Annotated in this window: 15 protein-coding genes; 5 read left to right on the top strand and 10 right to left on the bottom strand. The window is 69.3% G+C overall.

Annotated features, from left to right (window positions below):
- Positions 1-32 precede the first annotated feature (32 nt).
- Positions 33-1019 carry a GNAT family N-acetyltransferase gene (locus H0487_RS04455; protein ID WP_183093026.1) on the top strand — a complete coding sequence of 329 codons (987 nt, stop codon included), beginning with the start codon at positions 33-35 and terminating at the stop codon, positions 1017-1019.
- Here H0487_RS04455 and H0487_RS04450 read toward each other — a convergent pair.
- The 8 genes from H0487_RS04450 to H0487_RS04415 form a co-directional block, all read right to left on the bottom strand.
- On the bottom strand, positions 1016-2518 hold the full coding sequence (locus H0487_RS04450; RefSeq protein WP_183093025.1) for a right-handed parallel beta-helix repeat-containing protein: 1503 nt from the start codon (positions 2516-2518) through the stop codon (positions 1016-1018). The genes H0487_RS04455 and H0487_RS04450 overlap by 4 nt on opposite strands.
- 25 nt (positions 2519-2543) lie before the next feature.
- Entirely contained in the window at positions 2544-3740 is a 1197-nt protein-coding gene (locus H0487_RS04445) for a right-handed parallel beta-helix repeat-containing protein (protein ID WP_183093024.1), read from the bottom strand.
- Positions 3709-5010 (bottom strand): right-handed parallel beta-helix repeat-containing protein, encoded by a 1302-nt coding sequence (locus H0487_RS04440; RefSeq protein WP_183093023.1) that lies wholly within the window; start codon positions 5008-5010, stop codon positions 3709-3711. The genes H0487_RS04445 and H0487_RS04440 overlap by 32 nt, the downstream gene beginning before the upstream one ends.
- On the bottom strand, positions 5007-6815 hold the full coding sequence (locus H0487_RS04435) for a right-handed parallel beta-helix repeat-containing protein (RefSeq protein ID WP_183093022.1): 1809 nt from the start codon (positions 6813-6815) through the stop codon (positions 5007-5009). Before H0487_RS04435 ends, H0487_RS04440 begins: the two co-directional genes overlap by 4 nt.
- An 87-nt stretch (positions 6816-6902) precedes the next feature.
- Positions 6903-7970: an NAD(P)H-dependent flavin oxidoreductase gene (locus H0487_RS04430; RefSeq protein ID WP_183093021.1), complete on the bottom strand. Its 1068-nt coding sequence runs from the start codon at positions 7968-7970 to the stop codon at positions 6903-6905.
- Positions 7967-8752, bottom strand: a complete 786-nt coding sequence (locus H0487_RS24185) for a CoA-transferase subunit beta (protein ID WP_183093020.1) — start codon at positions 8750-8752, stop codon at positions 7967-7969. Before H0487_RS24185 ends, H0487_RS04430 begins: the two co-directional genes overlap by 4 nt.
- Positions 8749-9645: a CoA transferase subunit A gene (locus H0487_RS04420; RefSeq protein WP_312855819.1), complete on the bottom strand. Its 897-nt coding sequence runs from the start codon at positions 9643-9645 to the stop codon at positions 8749-8751. The genes H0487_RS24185 and H0487_RS04420 overlap by 4 nt, the downstream gene beginning before the upstream one ends.
- On the bottom strand, positions 9642-10403 hold the full coding sequence (locus H0487_RS04415) for an enoyl-CoA hydratase family protein (RefSeq protein WP_183093019.1): 762 nt from the start codon (positions 10401-10403) through the stop codon (positions 9642-9644). Before H0487_RS04415 ends, H0487_RS04420 begins: the two co-directional genes overlap by 4 nt.
- A gap of 41 nt (positions 10404-10444) precedes the next feature.
- Here H0487_RS04415 and H0487_RS04410 point away from each other — a divergent pair, with 41 nt between their 5' ends.
- Positions 10445-11221: an SDR family oxidoreductase gene (locus tag H0487_RS04410; protein ID WP_183093018.1), complete on the top strand. Its 777-nt coding sequence runs from the start codon at positions 10445-10447 to the stop codon at positions 11219-11221.
- Positions 11218-12096 (top strand): SDR family oxidoreductase, encoded by an 879-nt coding sequence (locus H0487_RS04405; protein WP_183093017.1) that lies wholly within the window; start codon positions 11218-11220, stop codon positions 12094-12096. The genes H0487_RS04410 and H0487_RS04405 overlap by 4 nt, the downstream gene beginning before the upstream one ends.
- 103 nt (positions 12097-12199) lie before the next feature.
- Here the strand turns inward: H0487_RS04405 and H0487_RS04400 are convergent, their stop codons facing one another.
- Positions 12200-13144 carry a type IV toxin-antitoxin system AbiEi family antitoxin domain-containing protein gene (locus tag H0487_RS04400; RefSeq protein ID WP_183093016.1) on the bottom strand — a complete coding sequence of 315 codons (945 nt, stop codon included), beginning with the start codon at positions 13142-13144 and terminating at the stop codon, positions 12200-12202.
- A gap of 179 nt (positions 13145-13323) precedes the next feature.
- Complete coding sequence (locus tag H0487_RS04395) at positions 13324-14487, bottom strand: steroid 3-ketoacyl-CoA thiolase (protein WP_183093015.1); 1164 nt, start codon at positions 14485-14487, stop codon at positions 13324-13326.
- 168 nt (positions 14488-14655) lie between these two features.
- On the opposite strand from H0487_RS04395, the gene H0487_RS04390 reads away from it, so the two are divergent.
- Both H0487_RS04390 and H0487_RS24180 read left to right on the top strand, forming a co-directional pair.
- Positions 14656-15888 (top strand): cytochrome P450, encoded by a 1233-nt coding sequence (locus tag H0487_RS04390; RefSeq protein WP_183093014.1) that lies wholly within the window; start codon positions 14656-14658, stop codon positions 15886-15888.
- 15 nt (positions 15889-15903) lie between these two features.
- A complete protein-coding gene (locus tag H0487_RS24180; protein ID WP_183093013.1) occupies positions 15904-17148 on the top strand; it encodes a cytochrome P450 in 1245 nt (414 codons plus the stop codon).
- The last annotated feature ends 1 nt before the right edge of the window (position 17149 follow it).

Below are 17149 nucleotides of genomic sequence, written 5' to 3'. Positions count from 1 at the left end.
TCATCGTCGCGCGCCGTCGATGCTTGATCGTCATGGAGATCACACGCTTCGGCCCCGACGACGTGGCCGCGCTCAAGGAGTGGGTCGCGCTGACGGAGGCGGTCCAGTCCGAGGACTCGCCGTGGGAGTCCAGCCCGACGCTGGTCCGCACGGAGGCCCGCTTCCGGCACGGTTGGGACGGCGAGCCGTCCGTGCCCTACCTGGCCACGATCGACGGCGTCGTCGTCGGCGGCGGCACGATCGCCACCAGCGACTACGACAACCTCCACCTCGCGTGGATCTCCGTCGTCGTCCACCCCGACCACCGCCGGCAGGGCTACGGGTCCGCGATCCTGGCCTTCGTCGAGGACGAGGTACGGCGGATCGGGCGCACCAGCGTCGGGATCGATGCCTGGGAGGCCGACGCCGCCACCGCCTTCGCCGCCAAGCACGGCTTCGAGAAGAAGCACCAGGCGATCAACCGCCGGCAGTACCTCGCCGACGTCGACCGGACTGCACTCGACGAGCAGTTCGCCGCAGCGCTCGCGGCGGCCCCGGACTACGCCTTGGAGCGGCGGCTGCTGCCGACCCCGGACGAGGAGCTCGCCGACATCGCCGACATGGCCTCGGCCATCAACGACGCCCCCACCGACGACCTCGACATCGAGGACGAGGTGTTCAGCGCCGAGCGGATGAAGGCCTACGAGGACGCCTGTGCAGCCCGCCAGGAGCGGGCCTACCGCGTGGTCGCCCGGCACCTTCCGTCCGGTCGGCTCGCCGGCCAGACGGTGGTCGTGGTGGAGGGGGAGCGGCCGACGCTCGGCCACCAGCACGACACCTCCGTCGTCGGCGCGCACCGCGGGCACCGGCTCGGGCTGCTGCTCAAGACCGAGATGCTGCACTGGCTGGCCGAGGAGGAGCCCCAGCTCGAGCAGGTCGACACGTTCAACGCCGAGTCCAACGACCACATGATCGGCGTCAACGAGCTGATGGGCTACCGGATCATGGGCCGGGAGCTGGCGTACCAGAAGACGCTCTAAGGAGCCGTCGGCCCCGCCGGTTCCTCCGGTTCAGGCGCGGGCTGGTGGAACGGTCCGCGGACGTTGTCGCGCAGCTCGTTCTCGCCCAACGTGTTGGTGCGGGCCCCGGTCCCCGAGAAGGAGACGCCCCGGATCCCGCTGTGGGCGATGAGGTTCGCGTCGGCGGGGTCGTCGCTCCCGACGTGGTTGTCCTTGCTGTGCCGGACGAACACCCCGTGCCGGCCGTTGCCCGCAGGCCGGCCGGACTTCGTCACCCCGATCCGGTTGCGGACGATCCGGTTGCCGGAGGAGACCACGTCCGGGTTGGAGTCGTCCTCCGGCCCGAGCACCAGGATGCCGTCCTGGCCGTTGCCGGCGATCAGGTTCTCGGTGACCAGGTTGTTCTGGGTGTGGTTGACGAGCACGCCGCGCAGCTCGTTGCCGAGGGGACGCTCGCCGGTCGCGTCGAGGCCGATGATGTTGCCCTGGACCAGGTTGCTGTGGGCCTCGCCCACGCCGGTCCACGGGTAGCCCTCGCGGACCGAGCCGTCCAGGTTGATCCCGGCGCGGGAGCCCCCGGAGATGACGTTGCCGTCACCCGAGCCCGGTCCGCCGATGCGGGCGAAGGCCGCGTTGTAGATGAGGATCCCCGACCGACCGTTGGGGAGCGGGCTGTCACCGGCGGCGCTCACGCCGACGTAGTTGCCGACGATGACGGCACCGCGCGCGTCCGGCGCGATGATCTCCAGCCCGTAGAGGTTGTTCCCCGAGATCACGTTGCGCTCGGAGGAGGTGGGGCCGCCGATCCGCACGTTGGGCGAGCTGTGCACGACCAGGCCGTCGCGGTTGTTCGGCAACGGGTTGCTTCCGGTCACGTCGCAGCCGATCAAGTTGCCGATGATCACGGCGTCGGCTGACCCGATGCCGCCGATCTCGACCCCGTACCGGAGGTTGCCCGACACCAGGTTGCCGCTGCCGGGCCGGTCGCCGCCGATCACGGCCGCGTGCGACTCGTAGAGCTTGATGCCGCTACCGCGATTGGGCAAGGCCGCCAGGCCGTCAGGCGTCGTACCAAGACGACAGGCCTCGAGCCGGAGGTCGGCGCTCGTCTGGACGAGGATCCCGTGCTCGCCGTTGCCGGAGACGACGAGACCGATCAGTCGGGTGCGGTCGCTCTGGCGGACGAGGACCCCGTTCTCGGACCACCCGGTGACCACGAGATCGCGGATCGTCAGGTCGCCGCCGTGGACGTCGAGCCCGTGGCCCGATCCGGCGAGGACGCCGCTGAGCTCGGCTCCCCGTCCGTCGAGGATCCCGGCGAAGGTGAGCGGGGGAAGCGGTGACGTCGGTCGCAGCAGGACCTGATCGGTCGGCAGGTCGATCGAGATCGTGACCGGACCGTCATCGAGGTTGGCGCTGAGGATGGCCGCCCGCAGCGATCCGGGACCGTCGTCCTCCGGGTGGGTGACCGTGATGAGGTCGCCCGGGAGGAGCGGCTGGCCGTCGTCCGCGGCGGTCATCGGTTCGTCCTCTCCCGCTCGTCCCTCAAGCGCGTGGTTGGTGGAAGTCGCCGAGATCGTTGGCGCCCAGGTCATTGTCCGGACCCAGCACGTTGTCCCGCGCACCGGTCCCGGAGAACATCACGCCGCGGCCGCGGTTGTGGCGCACCACGTTGGCGTCCGCACCCGGACCGCCGACGATGTTGTCGCGGCCGTGACGGACGAAGACGCCGTGCCGGCCGTTGCCGCAGGCAGCGCCCGAGGTGGTGACGCCGATGAGGTTGCCGACGACGCGGTTGCCGGACGGCACGAGATGCCGGTCGGAGTCGTCCTCCGGGCCCAGGACGAGGACGCCGTCCTCGCCGTTGCCGCTGATGACGTTGCCGACGACGGTGTTGTCCTGCGCGTAGTTGATGAGGACGCCGCGCTGCCGGTTGCCCAGAGGCCGTTCCCCCGACGCGTCGACTCCGATGAGGTTGCCCTGCACGAGGTTGCCGCGCGCGTGTCCCTTGCCGGTGTAGTCGTAGCCATCGAGCACCGTCACCGAGCCATCGAGGTTGATGCCGCCGCGGGCGCCACCGGAGATCAGGTTGCCCTCGCCGGCGAGCGGGCCGCCGATCCGGGTGTCGGGTGCGTTGTAGACGACGATGCCGGACCGTCCGTTAGCCACGGAGACGGCGCCGGCGACGTCGGTGCCGACACGGTTGCCGACGACCACGGCCCCACGGGAGTCCGGGCCGCCGATCTCGATTCCGTACAGCCCGTTGCCGGAGATGACGTTGCCTTCGCCGACCCGTCCGATGTGCACCTGGCCGGCCTGCTCGACCTTGATCCCGCTCCTGGCGTTGGGGCGGGCGGTGGTCCCGTCGAGGTCGACACCGACGAAGCACTGGAGCGCCCGGAAGCCGGTGCACCCGTGCACGTGGATCCCGGCGCCGTCCCAGCCCACGATCGCGAGGCCACGAACGGTCAGGGCGTCCCCGACGATCTCGAGGCCCGCGGCGGTCCCGGCTGATGCGCCGCTCAGGACGACGGTGGGGAAACCTCCTGCGGAGAGCGGACCCTCGATCGAGCCCGAGAACGTGACCGGTGGCAGCGCGGTGGTGGGCTCGATCGACGCGGGTCCGCCGTCCAGCATGATCCGGACCGTGACGGGTCCGGTCGCGTCGTTCGCCCGCTCGATCGCGTCGCGGAGGGAGCCGGGACCGCTGTCAGCCGTCGTGGTGACCGTGATCTCCTGCACCGCTGTCCTTCATTTCCGCCGGCTGGTGGAACCTCCCCAGCGAGTTGTCGACGATCTCGTTGTGGGGGCTGAGCCTATTGGTGCGGGCGCCGAGACCGGTGAACATCACGCCGACGGATCCGTTGTGGGCGATCAGGTTCGCGTCGTCGGGATCATGGCTGCCGACAACGTTGTCGCGCCCGTTGAGGACCAAGATCCCCGCACGTGCGTTGCCCGCAGCCGCGCCCTTGCGGGTGATGCCGATCCGGTTGCGGACTATCCGGTTGCCGCGGGGGACCTCGTGAGGATTGGTGTCGTCGTCGGGACCGAGGACCCAGATGCCGTCCTGCCGGTTCCCGCTGATGACGTTGTCGGCGACCGTGGCGGCCTGCGCATAGTTGATGGTCACTCCTCGCATCCCGTTGCCGAGGGGACGCTCTCCGGACCGGTCGAGTCCGATCAGGTTCCCTCGGAGCTGCGTGCCCTGACAGTGGCCCTGGCCGACGTACGGGTACTCGCCCCGCTCGATGTCCATGCCGTCGACGGTGACTCCGGACCGACCGTTGCCCGAGATCACATTGCCGTCGCCGGGACCGGTGCCGCCCACGGTCGTCGACGGGACGTTGAACACCAGCACCCCGGTCCGTTGGTTGCCGACGGCCGACGTCCCCGCGGCATCGAGGCCGACATAGTTGCCGCGGACGACCGCGCCGCTCGCGAGCGGGCCGACGATCTCGACTCCGTAGAGCACGTTTCCCGACAGCACGTTGCGCTCGCCCGGAGAGTTCCCACCGATCACAGCGTCCTTGGCCTGGATCACCCGGATCCCGCTCTTCTGGTTGGGCGCGGCTGACGTGCCAGTCGGGTCGGTGCCGAGCCGACAGCCCTCGATCCGCGCATGGTCGGCCCCCTCGTCGATGAGGATCCCGTAGTCACCGTTGCCCGACGCCACGACACCGCGGATGGTGCAGTGCCGACCCGTCACCCGGATCCCCGACCCGGCCCAGCCCGTCACCTCGAGCCCACGAAGAGTGAGGTCGTCCGCTGCCGCCTCCAGGCCGCAGCCCGGTGCCGACCTCGTCCCGTCGAGGCGTCCAGGACCTTCGAGATGACCGGAGAACTGCAAGGCGGGGAGCGGCGTCGATGGACAGATGGTCATCGGTCCCGCCGGCGCGATCCTGATCCGGACCGGCCCCGCGGCCCTGTTGGCGCGTTCGATCGCGTCGCGGAGGGATCCGGGACCACGATCAGCGGCGACCGTGACGATGAGCTCCAGCACGTCCGCGCTCATCCACCGCTCTGGTGGAAGCGGCCCAGGGTGTTGTCGTCGATCTGCTCATGGGGGCTCAGCCGGTTGGTGCGAGCACCGAGTCCGTGGAACAGGACGCCCACCGATGCGTTGTGGGCGATCACGTTGGCCTCGGAGGGGTCGTCGCCCCCGACCCGATTGTCCCTGCCGTGGTAGATCAGGACTCCGCAGCGGCCATTGCCGGCGGCGGAACCGGTGGCGCTCACCCCGATCCTGTTGCGGACGATGACGTTGCCGGTCGGGACCAGGTGTGCGTCGTCGGCGTAGCCCGGCCCCAGCACCAGCACCCCGTCCTCTCCGTTTCCGCCGATGAGGTTGTCGCACACCGTGTTGCCCTGCGCGTAGTTGATGAGGACGCCGCGTTGGGCGTTCGCGAGAGGTCGCTCCCCGGTCCGGTCGAGACCGATCGTGTTGCCCTGCACCAGGTTGGAGTGGGCGTGCCCCTTGCCCTCGTAGTCCAACCCGTGCATGACGGACCCGTCGAGGTTGACCCCTGCGCGCGCTCCGCCGGAGATCAAGTTGCCCTCGGTCGGGTCGGCGCCGCCGATGACCGTCTCCATAGCGTTGAAGACCAAGATGCCCGAGCGGATGTTGGGGATCGACGTCGTGCCGGTGAGGTCGGTCCCGATGTGATTTCCAACGATGGCCGCGCCCCGTGATAGCGGCCCGGCGACCTGGATGCCGTAGAGACCGTTGCCCGCGATCACGTTGCGCTGGTTGGCAGTGGCGCCTCCGATCCGTGCTCGCGGTGCTTGGTAGACGGAAACTCCGGCGCCGCCGTTCGGTACCGCGCGGGCGCCCCCGTGGTCGGTGCCGATCCGATTGCCGGCCACCCTGACGTCAGCAGCCTCTTCCCCGATGACGGCGATGCCGGAGGTGAGGTTGCCCGAGATCAGGTTGCCTGCAGCCAGGTCGCCCGACCCGACCGGGGCTCCCGCCGCGTGGGCACCGTGGTCGCGGTTGTCCGTGCTTCCGACGAGCACCCGCGGTGCGGTGACGGTGACCCCCGTCGTGTTGGGGATCGAGCGGAGCCCGTCAGCATCCGTGCCGATGTGGCTGCCCGTCAGGACAGCGGCCTCGGAGCCGTCGTGGAGGACCACCCCGGGGCCGTTGTTGCCGGAGATGACGTTCAGGCCGCCAGGGTGCCCGATCATCACCCGCGGAGATCGTTCGACTCTCACCCCACCTCGACCGTTGCCGATTGCTCGGCGTCCGTCGGCGTCCGTCCCGATCCTCAGACCGTCGAGGCGCGCACCCGGAGAGTCCTGGATCCGGATCCCCCAGGCGCCGTTCCCGGAGCAGGCGACGAGTGGCTCGGCGGGACCACCGATGTGGATGCCCACGGAGCGGAGGACGTGGATGCCAGTGCCGCCGTTTCCCATTGCGCGGCCACACTGACGGACGCCGACGTGGGCCCCGAGGACGGTGACGTCCTCGGCGTCATGGATGAGGATCCCGTCGTCGGGCCAGTCGGTCACGGTGATGCCCCGGAGCTCGAGCGGGCCACCGACGATCTCCAACCCGATGCCGGCTTCGGCGGCCGTGCCGCAGACCTCGACTCCGGGGCTCTGGACCGCGTCCGGAGCCGTCCCGCCGTCGATCACGCCGACAAACCTCAGCGCGGGCAGCGGGGCCGACGGGCGAATCACCCGATCGAGACCGAGGTCGAACTCGATCAGCACCTCGCCGACGGTGGCGTTCGCCCGGTCGATGACGTCTCGGAAGGTTCCTGGTCCGCTGCTCCCGGTGGAGGTCACGGTGAGGACCGTCGTCGAGGTGCTCGGCACAGGCGACATCGTGATGGATCGGATTCTCGCCCGTGGGTGATTTCCTCGAATTGTCCCGACGCGGGTGGCGACGATTCGCCCGGTCTCTCAGAGGACGTACGACGACGCCCGACGCAGCTCGGCTGCCGCCTGGGTCACCACCCGGTCGATGAGCTCCTCGCAGGTGGGCAGGTCGTCGATGACGCCGACGACCTGTCCGCTCGCGAGCACGCCGGCCGACGGGTCGCCCTCGACCAGGCCGGCCTTGAGCATCATCGGGGTGTTCGCCGCGAGGATCATCTGGGTCCAGGTGCGGTCCTGGCCGTGCTTCATGGCCTGGCCGTCCTTGACGAGCTCGCGCCAGGACATGCCGCTCATCTTCTTGAAGGCGAGGGTGCGCTTCGTGGTCGGTCCGAGACGCTTGACGAAGCTCGACTCCTCGACGGACTCCACCAGGTCGGTGCGCAGCATCCGGTGCGGCATGCCGTCGACCTTCGCGCTGACGACGGTGCCGTTGAGGTCGGCCTCGAGGTAACGCTGCTTGACCGCGTCGGGGACCCGGCTGTCCTGCGTGAGCAGGAAGCGCGTGCCCATGCCGACACCGGCGGCGCCGTAGGACAGCGCGGCCGCCAGGCCGCGGCCGTCGAAGAAACCACCGGCCGCGATGACCGGGATGTCGACGGCGTCGAGGACCGTCGGCAGCAGCAGCGTCGTGGGGACGTTGCCGGTGTGGCCACCGCCCTCGCCGCCCTGGATCATCACCGCGTCGGCGCCCCAGGAAGCGACCTTCTTGGCGTGCTTGGGTGCCCCGATGCTCGGGATCACGACGATGTCGTGCTCCTTGAGCTTCGCGATCAGCTCCGGCTTGGGCGCCAGGGCGAAGGACGCGACCTTCACGCCGTGGTCGATGAGCAGCTGACAGCGGTCGGGTGCGTCGCCGGCGTCGGCGCGCAGGTTGACGCCGAACGGCTTGTCGGTGCGTCCCTTGGTCTCGACGATCGCCTCCTCCAGTTCGGCCAGCGTCATCGTCGCGGAGGCCAGGATCCCGAGGCCACCGGCGTTCGCCGTACCGGAGACCAGGCGGGGGCCGGCGACCCAGCCCATGCCGGTCTGGACGACCGGGTGCTGGACCCCGGTGAGCTCGGTCAGCGGGGTCTTGAGGAGCTGCGCGATCACTTGCTGGCTCCTGCGTCGGTGCTGGCCACGGGCGGGACCTCGCGGTCGCGGAGGTTCTTGGGGTCGAGCACGTTGCGGATGATCATCAGCTCCGACTCGGTGGGCTCACGCGTCACCGGCACGTCAGTCGGGATCTCGAGCGCGAAGCCGGTGTTCTCGACGACCTCGTCGACCGTCACGCCCGGGTGGACCGACAGCAGCCGCACCGTGTCGTCAGCGCCCTTGACGTCGAAGACGCCCAGGTTGGTGACGATCCGGTGGATGTCGTTGTACTTCGAGGCGCCCGGGCCGGCCGCCTTGGCACGGGCCGGTCCGACACCGGAGACGATGTCGACCTGCTCGACGAAGACGCGGGTGTTGTGCTTCGGGACCCAGTACGACGTGCGGTTGTTCACCGTGTTGCCCGGCGCGCCGCGCGAGCCCAGCAGCTGGCGCTTGGGCTGGGCGAAGTCGCCGATCGCGGAGATGTTCTGGTTGCCGTGCTTGTCGACCTGGGTCGCGCCCATCATCACGTGCCGCTTGCCGTAGGCGACCACGTCGAAGACGCGGCGGAACGGGATCCAGCCCTCGACGACGTCGGCCTTGGCGAACAGGGGCGGCACGCCGCCGAGGAACAGGGACTCGCCGTCGGAGATCACCAGGTCCGGGTTGGACGTCAGCTTGGCGAGCCGGACCCCCAGCATCGGCAGCATGCCCATCGGGCTGGCGAAGATCTCGCCGTCGTCCTTGAAGGCGTCGGCGATGGCGGCGGCGCAGACCTCTGCGCGGGAGAACTCGGTCACTTGGCGGCCTCCTCGGCTGCGAATGCGGCGACGGCGGACTGGTAGGCGGCCTCGTCGCCGGAGAGGAATCGCTCCTCGAACGCGGCCCAGTCCTCGTCCGACCCGCCGGCAGCGACGGCGTACGCCTTCTGGAACTTCTCGTCACGCTCGTAGTCGGGCGTGCAGGTGGTGAAGTGCGCGCCGTTCGGCGTCTCGACGACACCGGTGACGGCCATCCGGCTGATCAGCAGCCGCTGCACCGCGGTGTCGACCGTGAGGCCGGCGGTGTCGACGATCTGCTCGCAGGTCACGAACGCCTGGTCGGCGGCCTGCACGAACAGGTCGTCGAAGTACGGGTCCGGGCCGAGGTAGGTCGCGTTGCCGTGCGCGTCCGCGCGGTTCATGTGCACGAGTGCCACGTCCAGTGTGAGCGCCGGGACCGCGGTGAGCTCCTCGACGTCGCCGTTCTCGTCGGCGTACGGGCTGGTGACCGTCTTGATCCAGGTGTTGTTGACCAGGACGTCGGAGCCGAGCCCGGCCCGCATCGGGAGGAACGGCAGGCGCTGCGCTGCGGCGTACAGGCCCGTCTGGAACATGCCCTCGTCGAGCTCGACGACCTCGGGGATGGTGCCGTTCTGGCGGGCACGCTGGAAGTTCGGCTCGAGCGGGATCGAGTCGAGCGACACGAAGGCGTAGACGAGCTTCTTGATCTTGCCGGCGCGGGCGAGCAGGCCGACGTCGGCGCCGCCCCAGCTGACGATGGTCAGGTCCTTGAGGTCCGACCGGAGGATCGCGCGGACCAGGGCCATCGGCTTGCGCCGCGGGCCCCACCCGCCGATCCCGATGGTCATCCCGTCGGAGAGCTGGGCGACGACCTCGTCGATCGTCATGACCTTGGTGCGGGGCTTGCTCACGCCTTCTTACCTGCCTTGTCGGTACCCGCGAAGTCGTCGCGGAGCTCGTCACTGACACCGGCGAGGTTGAGCTCGAAGGTGAACCCCTGCTCGAACCGGTAGCTCTTGTTCACGTCGACGGGCTCGATCCCGTTGAGCGCCTCCTTGGCGGCGCGGATGACGCGGGTGTCCTTGTCGGCGATGTTCGCCGCGACCTCGAGGGCGACGTCCAGCAGCTGGTCGCGCGGGGCGAGCCGAAAGACCGAGCCGAAGCGGTGCAGGTCGGTCGCGGGGATCGTCGCGGCGGTGAAGTAGAGCGCGCGCATCATCTGCTGGGGGACCAGCCGGGCCATGTGGGTCGCGGCGCCGAGCGCGCCCTGCTTGACCTCGGGCACGCCGAAGTAGGCGTCCTCGCTGGCCACCACGATGTCGGCGTTGCCGACCAGGCCGACTCCGCCGCCGACGCAGAAGCCGTTGACCGCCGCGATCACCGGTACCGCGCACTCGTAGACGGCCTTGAAGGCGGCGTAGCAGCCCTTGTTCGCGCCGATGAGGGCGTCGAACCCGGTGGTGTTCTGCATCTCCTTGATGTCGACGCCGGCGTTGTAGCCCTTGCCCTCGGCGCGCAGGATGACGACCTTCGTGCTCAGGTCGGCGCTCGCCTCGTCGAGGGCGGCGGCCACGTCGTACCAGCCCTGGACCGTGAGCGCGTTGACCGGGGGAGCGTTCATCGTGATGACGCGGATGCCGTCGTCGCGCAGCTCACTGGTGACTGTCATGGAATGCACCCTACCAAGCATTTGCTTGGTAGGGTGTGCCCATGGCGTTGAACATCGACCTGACCGGCCGGGTCGCCCTCGTGACCGGCGGGGCGAGGGGCATCGGCCGCGGCATCTCCGAGGTCCTCCTCGAGGCGGGCGCGACCGTGGTGACCTGCGGTCGCTCCGAGGCCGAGCCGCCGGCCGGCGCGACGCACCGCCTCTGCGACGTGCGCGACGCCGAGTCCGTGGACGCGTTGGTCGCCGTGATCGTGGCCGACCACGGCCGCCTCGACCTGGTGGTCAACAACGCCGGGGGAGCGCCGTACGCGATGGCCGCCGACGCCTCACCGCGCTTCCACGACAAGATCATCGGCCTCAACCTGACGGCGAGCCTGCTCGTGAGCCAGGCGGCCCACCGGGTCATGCGGGACCAGGAGGGCGGCGGCTCGATCGTCAACATCTCCTCGGTGTCCGCCAACCGGCCCTCGCCCGGCACCGCGGCGTACGGCGCCGCGAAGGCCGGCCTCGACGCCCTGACGACCTCGCTCGCCCAGGAGTGGGGACCGCAGGTCCGGGTCAACGCGATCGACGTCGGGCTGGTCCGGACCCCCGACTCCGCCGACCACTACGGCGGTGACGCGACGGTCGCAGAGATCGAGCGCACCATCCCGCTCGGCCGGATGGCCGACGTCCGGGAGATCGGCCAGGTGGCCGCGTTCCTGGCGAGCGACCTCGCCTCCTACGTCTCCGGTGCGACCGTCGCCTGCCACGGCGGCGGCGAGCAGCCGGTGTTCCTCTACGTCGCGCAGAACCACCCCAAGGGAGAGACCAAGTGAGCAAGCTGTTGGAGGGTCGCATCGCGATCGTGACCGGTGCCGGACGAGGGATCGGCCGCGCGCACGCGCTGGAGCTCGCCCGCCACGGCGCCAAGGTCGTCGTCAACGACTTCGGCGTCTCGAACAACGGGGAGAAGACCGACTCGCCGGCGCACGAGGTCGTCGCCGAGATCGAGGCGATGGGCGGTGCGGCGGTCGTCAACGGCGCCGACGTCGCCGACTTCGAGCAGGCCGCCGCGATGGTCCAGCAGGCGATCGACACGTTCGGCGGGCTCGACATCCTCGTCAACAACGCCGGGTTCGTCCGCGACCGGATGCTCGTCAACGCCTCCGAGGAGGAGTTCGACGCCGTCATGCGGGTCCACCTCAAGGGCCACTTCGCTCCGTTGCGGCACGCGGCCGCCTACTGGCGAGCGGAGTCGAAGGAGGGTCGGCAGCGGGTCGCCCGGGTCATCAACACGACGTCCGGTGCAGGGCTCCAGGGCTCCATCGGCCAGGTCGTCTACTCGGCCGCCAAGGGCGGCATCGCCACGATGACCCTGGTGGCCGCGGCCGAGCTCGGTCGGGTCGGCGTGACCGTCAACGCGATCGCGCCGGTGGCGAAGACCCGGATGACCGAGGGTGCCTTCGACACCTCGGAGATGGCCCTGCCCGAGGACAACTCGCCGCTCGTCGCCTGGCTCGCCTCCGAGGAGGCCGGCGACGTCACCGGCCGCGTCATCGAGGTCGACGGCTCGCTGATGACGCTCGAGAACGCCTGGTCCCACGGCCCTGCAGCCAAGGCCGACGGACGCTGGGTCGCCGGCGACGTGGGCGCCGCCCTCCGCGGGCTGATCGCGGGGGCTCCCGCTCCGGAGCCGGTCTACGGCGCCTGACGCGAGACAGTTTCACCGTCCGGACGGTGAAACTGTTGCTGGGACGACGCTATTGCGTCGTCCCAGCAACAGATTCGTCGTCCAACATCCAGTTGCGGGTCGATCAGGCAGCCCGTTCGAAGACGCGGACGATGCGGCGCGCCGTCGCCTCGGGTACGTCGAGGTCGGCCCAGACAAGGCGGATCATGAGCCATCCCGTGAGCTCCCGCAGGAGGTCCTCGCGGGCTTTCTCCCTGAGCACCGTTTGCTCGATGGTCTCGCTAGGGCGGCGAAGGCGGAGGTACTTCTGCCGGCCGTCGAACTCCAGCATCGTTCGTCGTTCGGGCCACGCGAAGTCGACCCGGCCCGCAAGGCGGCCGGAAGGGTGGAAGATCTCGAACTGAGGAGTCGGCGCAGGCAGCCCCATGTCGAGGCACAGAAGGCGGGTCCGTGTCTCCCCGACGGACTCGGCAATCCCGTCCGACAGCTGAAGGACTCGGAGCAGTCCCAGGGTGTCCGGCCACCACTTCATGGCGCTGAAGACCCGCTCCAGCTCTTCTCTGGTGGTGAGCCCGCGTTGCTGGAAGTAGTCCAGGACGGCGATGCCCGGGTCGCGAGCAGAGATGCTGGCCGTGTCCATCGCCGTTCGCGCGGGCGCGGTCATCCAGTGCCCGTCGCTTCTGGTGATGTCTTTGACTCGGCAGACGCCCCGATGGTGGACCAACTTGGCGCTCGTGCGATCGCCGGTCGCGTTTAGGTGGGTCAGGTGGACGGCCTCGAGATCGAGACCCCACGACGGCCCGCCCTGCTCGATGCTGGCGCTGGTGTGGGAGAGCGCAACGGGGGACGCAGGGTCGTCGTACAGCCGGAGGACTGCTGCGACGAGGGTGCGATACCTACCGAGCCGGTCGAGGGATTCCCACACTCCCCGCAGCACGTAGGCGCCCTGCCGCACCCTGACCAGCCGGCCCTGCAGAACGGCTCGTCGCAAGGCGCCGTCGTCGACGCCGCACGCGACGGCGTCGCGGCGCAGCACGATGCCGTTGGCGTCTGCGAGCAGCTCGAGCATGTGCAGCACCCTGCCCGCGGATCGGTGCGCATGCATGCCGCCGGAACACGAACTGTGGATAACCGCATCGACCGAGTCATGCCCGAGGGGGCTGGGACGATGGAACTGTTCCTTGGACGCTGCAATTGCGTCGTCCAAGCACCAGTTTCACCGTCCGGACGGTGAAACTGGTGCCGACGTCAGATGCGCTCGATGACCGTTCCGGTCGCCATCGCGCCGCCCGCGCACATGGAGATGAGAGCGGTGGAGGCGTCGCGGCGCTCGAGCTCGTGCAGAGCGGTCGTGATGAGCCGTACGCCGGTGGCGCCGACGGGGTGACCGAGGGCGATCGCGCCACCGTTCACGTTCACCTTGTCCATGTCGACCTTGTGCACGCCGGCCCAGGAGAGGACGACCGAGGCGAACGCCTCGTTGACCTCGAACAGGTCGAAGTCGCTGATCGACATCCGCGTCTTCTCCAGGACCCGGTGGGTCGCGTTGATCGGGCCGTCGAGGTGGTAGTAGGGGTTCGAGCCGACGAGGCAGTGGTACTTGATGCGGGCGCGCGGCTTGAGGCCGAGCTCGCGGGCGCGGTCCTCGTCCATGATGAGCAGCGACGCGGCGCCGTCGGTGATCTGCGAGGAGGTGCCGGCGGTGTGGAACCCGTCGGGCATCACGGTCCTGAGGTTGGCGAGGCCCTCGAGGGTGGTCTCGCGCAGGCCCTGGTCGGTGTCGACGACACGGGTCTCGCCGGTCGGCTTGCCCTCCTCGTCGAGGACGGGAGCGGTGATCGGGGCGATCTCGCGCTTGAAGCGTCCCTCGTCGACGGCGACGCGGGCCTTCTGCTGGGACGCGAGGCCGAACGCCTCGAGGTCGGCGCGGGTGATGCCGTGGTCCTTCGCGATCCGGTCGGCTCCCTCGAACTGGTTGGGCATGTCGATCGCCCAGTCATCGGGGCGCGGGTCGCCGAGCCCGGGCGGCACGTTGCCGCCGAGCGGGATCCGCGACATCGCCTCGACGCCGCACGCGATGCCGGCGTCGATGCTGCCTGCGGCGACCATGTCGTTGACGAGGTGCGCGGCCTGCTGGCCGGACCCGCACTGCGCGTCGATGATGGTGCCGCCCGTGTGCTGGGCGAGGCCCTGGTAGAGCCAGGCGCGGCGGACCATGTCGTTCGACTGCTCACCGGCCTGGGTGACGCAGCCGCCGACGACCTGCTCGATCACCTCGGGGTCGACGCCGGCCCGACGGAGCACCTCCTCCTGCACGAAACCCAGCATCTGCGCGGGGTGCAGGCCGGCGAGCCAGCCCTTGCGCTTGCCGAGGGGAGTGCGGACGGCGTCGATGATCACGGGGTTGCCCATGGGGACATGATAGCGCGAAACTAGAACACGTTCTTGTTGAGTTCCACGGTTCGCAGAATCGCCGATACGAAACCCTTTCGTATTTGGCCGATGGTCTGTAGTGTCTCGCTAGAACGTGTTCCAGCTGGGCTGCCCCATGCGCCCGAGCGACTGAAAGGTTCCACTGACGTGACCGCTGTCGACATCCCCGCCGGCTTCGACGCCACCAATCCGGACATTAACGCCGTCGGGCTGCCCCACGACGAGTGGAAGGCGATGCGCGCCACCTCGCCCGTCCACTGGGTCGAGCAGCCGCCGGAGGCCCGCGCGGGCTTCCTCGACACGGGCTACTGGGCCGCGACCCGCCACGCCGAGGTGCGCGAGGTCTCCAAGAACAACGAGAACTGGTCCACCCACGAGAACGGCGTCATCATCCGGTTCGCCGAGGACATGACCCGCGACCAGGTCGAGATCCAGCGCGCGATGCTGATCCACAACGACCCGCCGACGCACACCAAGATGCGCGGCATCGTGTCCCGCGGTTTCACCCCGCGCGTGATCGCCTCGCTCAAGGACGGACTGAAGGAGCGCGCGTACGCGATCGTCGAGGAGAACGCGGCCAAGGGGTCCGGCGACTTCGTCGAGGACCTCGCCGCCGAGCTGCCGCTCCAGGCGATCGCCGAGCTCCTCGGGGTGCCGCAGGAGGACCGCAAGAAGATCTTCGAGTGGTCGAACCAGATGATGGCGTACGACGACCCCGACTTCGATGTCGACCCGGCCGTCGCGTCGATGGAGATCCTCGGCTACTTCGACGCGCTGGCGACCGACCGTCGCGAGAACCCCCGTGACGACATCGTCTCCAAGCTGGTCCACGCCGGCGACGACGGCCACGGCGCGCTGACGAACGACGAATTCGGCTTCTTCGTCATCCTGCTGGCGGTCGCCGGCAACGAGACGACCCGCAACGCCACGAGCCACGGCATGCACGCCTACTTCCAGAACCCCGACCAGTGGAACCTCTGGAAGTCGGACCGCCCGGACACCGCCGTCGACGAGATCGTCCGGTGGGCGACGCCGGTGACCGTGTTCCAGCGCACTGCCCTCAGGGACAACGTCCTGGGCGGGCAGGCGATCGCGAAGGGCGACCGCGTCGGCATCTTCTACGCGTCGGCGAACTTCGACGAGACCGTCTTCGACGACCCGTTCACCTTCAACATCCTGCGGGACCCCAACCCGCACGTCGGGTTCGGCGGCCACGGTGCGCACTACTGCCTCGGTGCGAACCTGGCCCGTCTGCAGATCAACCTGATCTTCAACGCGCTGGCCGACATCGCTCCTAACATCAGCCTGGCCGGCGATCCCAAGCGGCTCCGCTCCGGATGGCTCAACGGCATCAAGGAGATGCAGGTCAACTACAAGTGATCGTGGAGGAAGCGCGTGACCGCTGACCAGTCAACGACCTGGCAGTTCGACTTCACCGACCCGGACATCAACTGGTCGGCGGTTCCGCACGACCAGTTCCGCGAGCTCAGGGGACGCAGCGAGGTCACCTGGGTGCAGCAGCAGCCCGGCTCGTACGACGGGTTCTCCCCCGAGTCCGGCACCGGCTACTGGGCGCTGACCCGGCATGCCGACGTCGCTGCGGTCTCCAAGGACAGCAAGCGCTTCTCGTCGGCCGAGAACGGCGCCATCATCCGGTTCCCCGCCGGGATGGACCGGGCGTCGGTCGAGATGCAGCGGGTGATGATCCTCAACCAGGACGCCCCCGAGCACTCGACGATGCGGCACATCGTGTCCCGCGCCTTCACGCCGCGTTCGATCGCGCAGCTCGAGCAGATCATGCGCGACCGCTCGCAGAAGATCGTGCGCGACGCCGTCGCCCGCGGTACGGGGGAGTTCGTCGAGGAGGTCGCGGCCGAGCTCCCGCTCCAGGCGATCGCCGACCTCATCGGCGTACCGCAGGAGGACCGGAAGAAGCTCTTCCACTGGTCGAACCAGATGCTGGCCGGCGACGACCCGGACTACCAGGACGTCGACGGGGCAGAGGCTGCGGCCGAGGTGCTGATGTACGCGATGGCGATGGCCGCCGACCGCAAGGCCGCACCGCGGGACGACATCGTCACCAAGCTGCTCGAGGCCGACAAGGAGGGTCGCGGGCTCACCGACGACGAGTTCGGCTACTTCGTCATCATCCTCACCGTCGCAGGCAACGAGACGACCCGCAACGCGATCACGCACGGGATGAACGCGTTCTTCGACAACCCCGACCAGTGGGAGCTGTGGAAGCGCGAACGTCCCGAGACGATGGTCGACGAGGTCGTCCGATGGGCGACGCCCGTGACCGTCTTCCAGCGCACCGCCCTCACCGATGTCGAGGTCGGGGGAGTCGAGGTGAAGAAGGGGCAGCGTGTGGGCCTCTTCTACGCGTCGGCCAACTTCGACGAGGACGTCTTCGAGGACCCGTTCCGCTTCGACATCACCCGCGACCCCAATCCGCACGTGGGTTTCGGCGGTCACGGGGCGCACTACTGCCTGGGCGCCAACCTGGCCCGGCAGGAGATCAGCATGATGTTCAACGCGCTGGCCGACATCGCTCCCGACATCTCCAGGGCCGCCGAGGCACGACGTCTGCGCCACGGCTGGATCAACGGCATCAAGGAGCTCCAGGTCCGCTACCGTTGAG

The sequence above is a fragment of the Nocardioides stalactiti genome, from assembly GCF_014180715.1.
Lineage (GTDB): Bacteria > Actinomycetota > Actinomycetes > Propionibacteriales > Nocardioidaceae > Nocardioides > Nocardioides stalactiti.
Note: the sequence above shows the minus strand (reverse complement) of the source record. Positions and strands in the feature narration are given on the sequence as shown.

Coding starts and splice junctions, on each gene's coding strand:
- H0487_RS04450 (WP_183093025.1), bottom strand. CDS start 2,518: ATGACCGCCGCGGACGACGGCCAGCCGCTCCTCCCGGGCGACCTCATC.
- H0487_RS04395 (WP_183093015.1), bottom strand. CDS start 14,487: ATGGGCAACCCCGTGATCATCGACGCCGTCCGCACTCCCCTCGGCAAG.
- H0487_RS04410 (WP_183093018.1), top strand. CDS start 10,445: ATGGCGTTGAACATCGACCTGACCGGCCGGGTCGCCCTCGTGACCGGC.
- H0487_RS04455 (WP_183093026.1), top strand. CDS start 33: ATGGAGATCACACGCTTCGGCCCCGACGACGTGGCCGCGCTCAAGGAG.
- H0487_RS04440 (WP_183093023.1), bottom strand. CDS start 5,010: ATGAGCGCGGACGTGCTGGAGCTCATCGTCACGGTCGCCGCTGATCGT.
- H0487_RS04415 (WP_183093019.1), bottom strand. CDS start 10,403: ATGACAGTCACCAGTGAGCTGCGCGACGACGGCATCCGCGTCATCACG.
- H0487_RS04400 (WP_183093016.1), bottom strand. CDS start 13,144: ATGCTCGAGCTGCTCGCAGACGCCAACGGCATCGTGCTGCGCCGCGAC.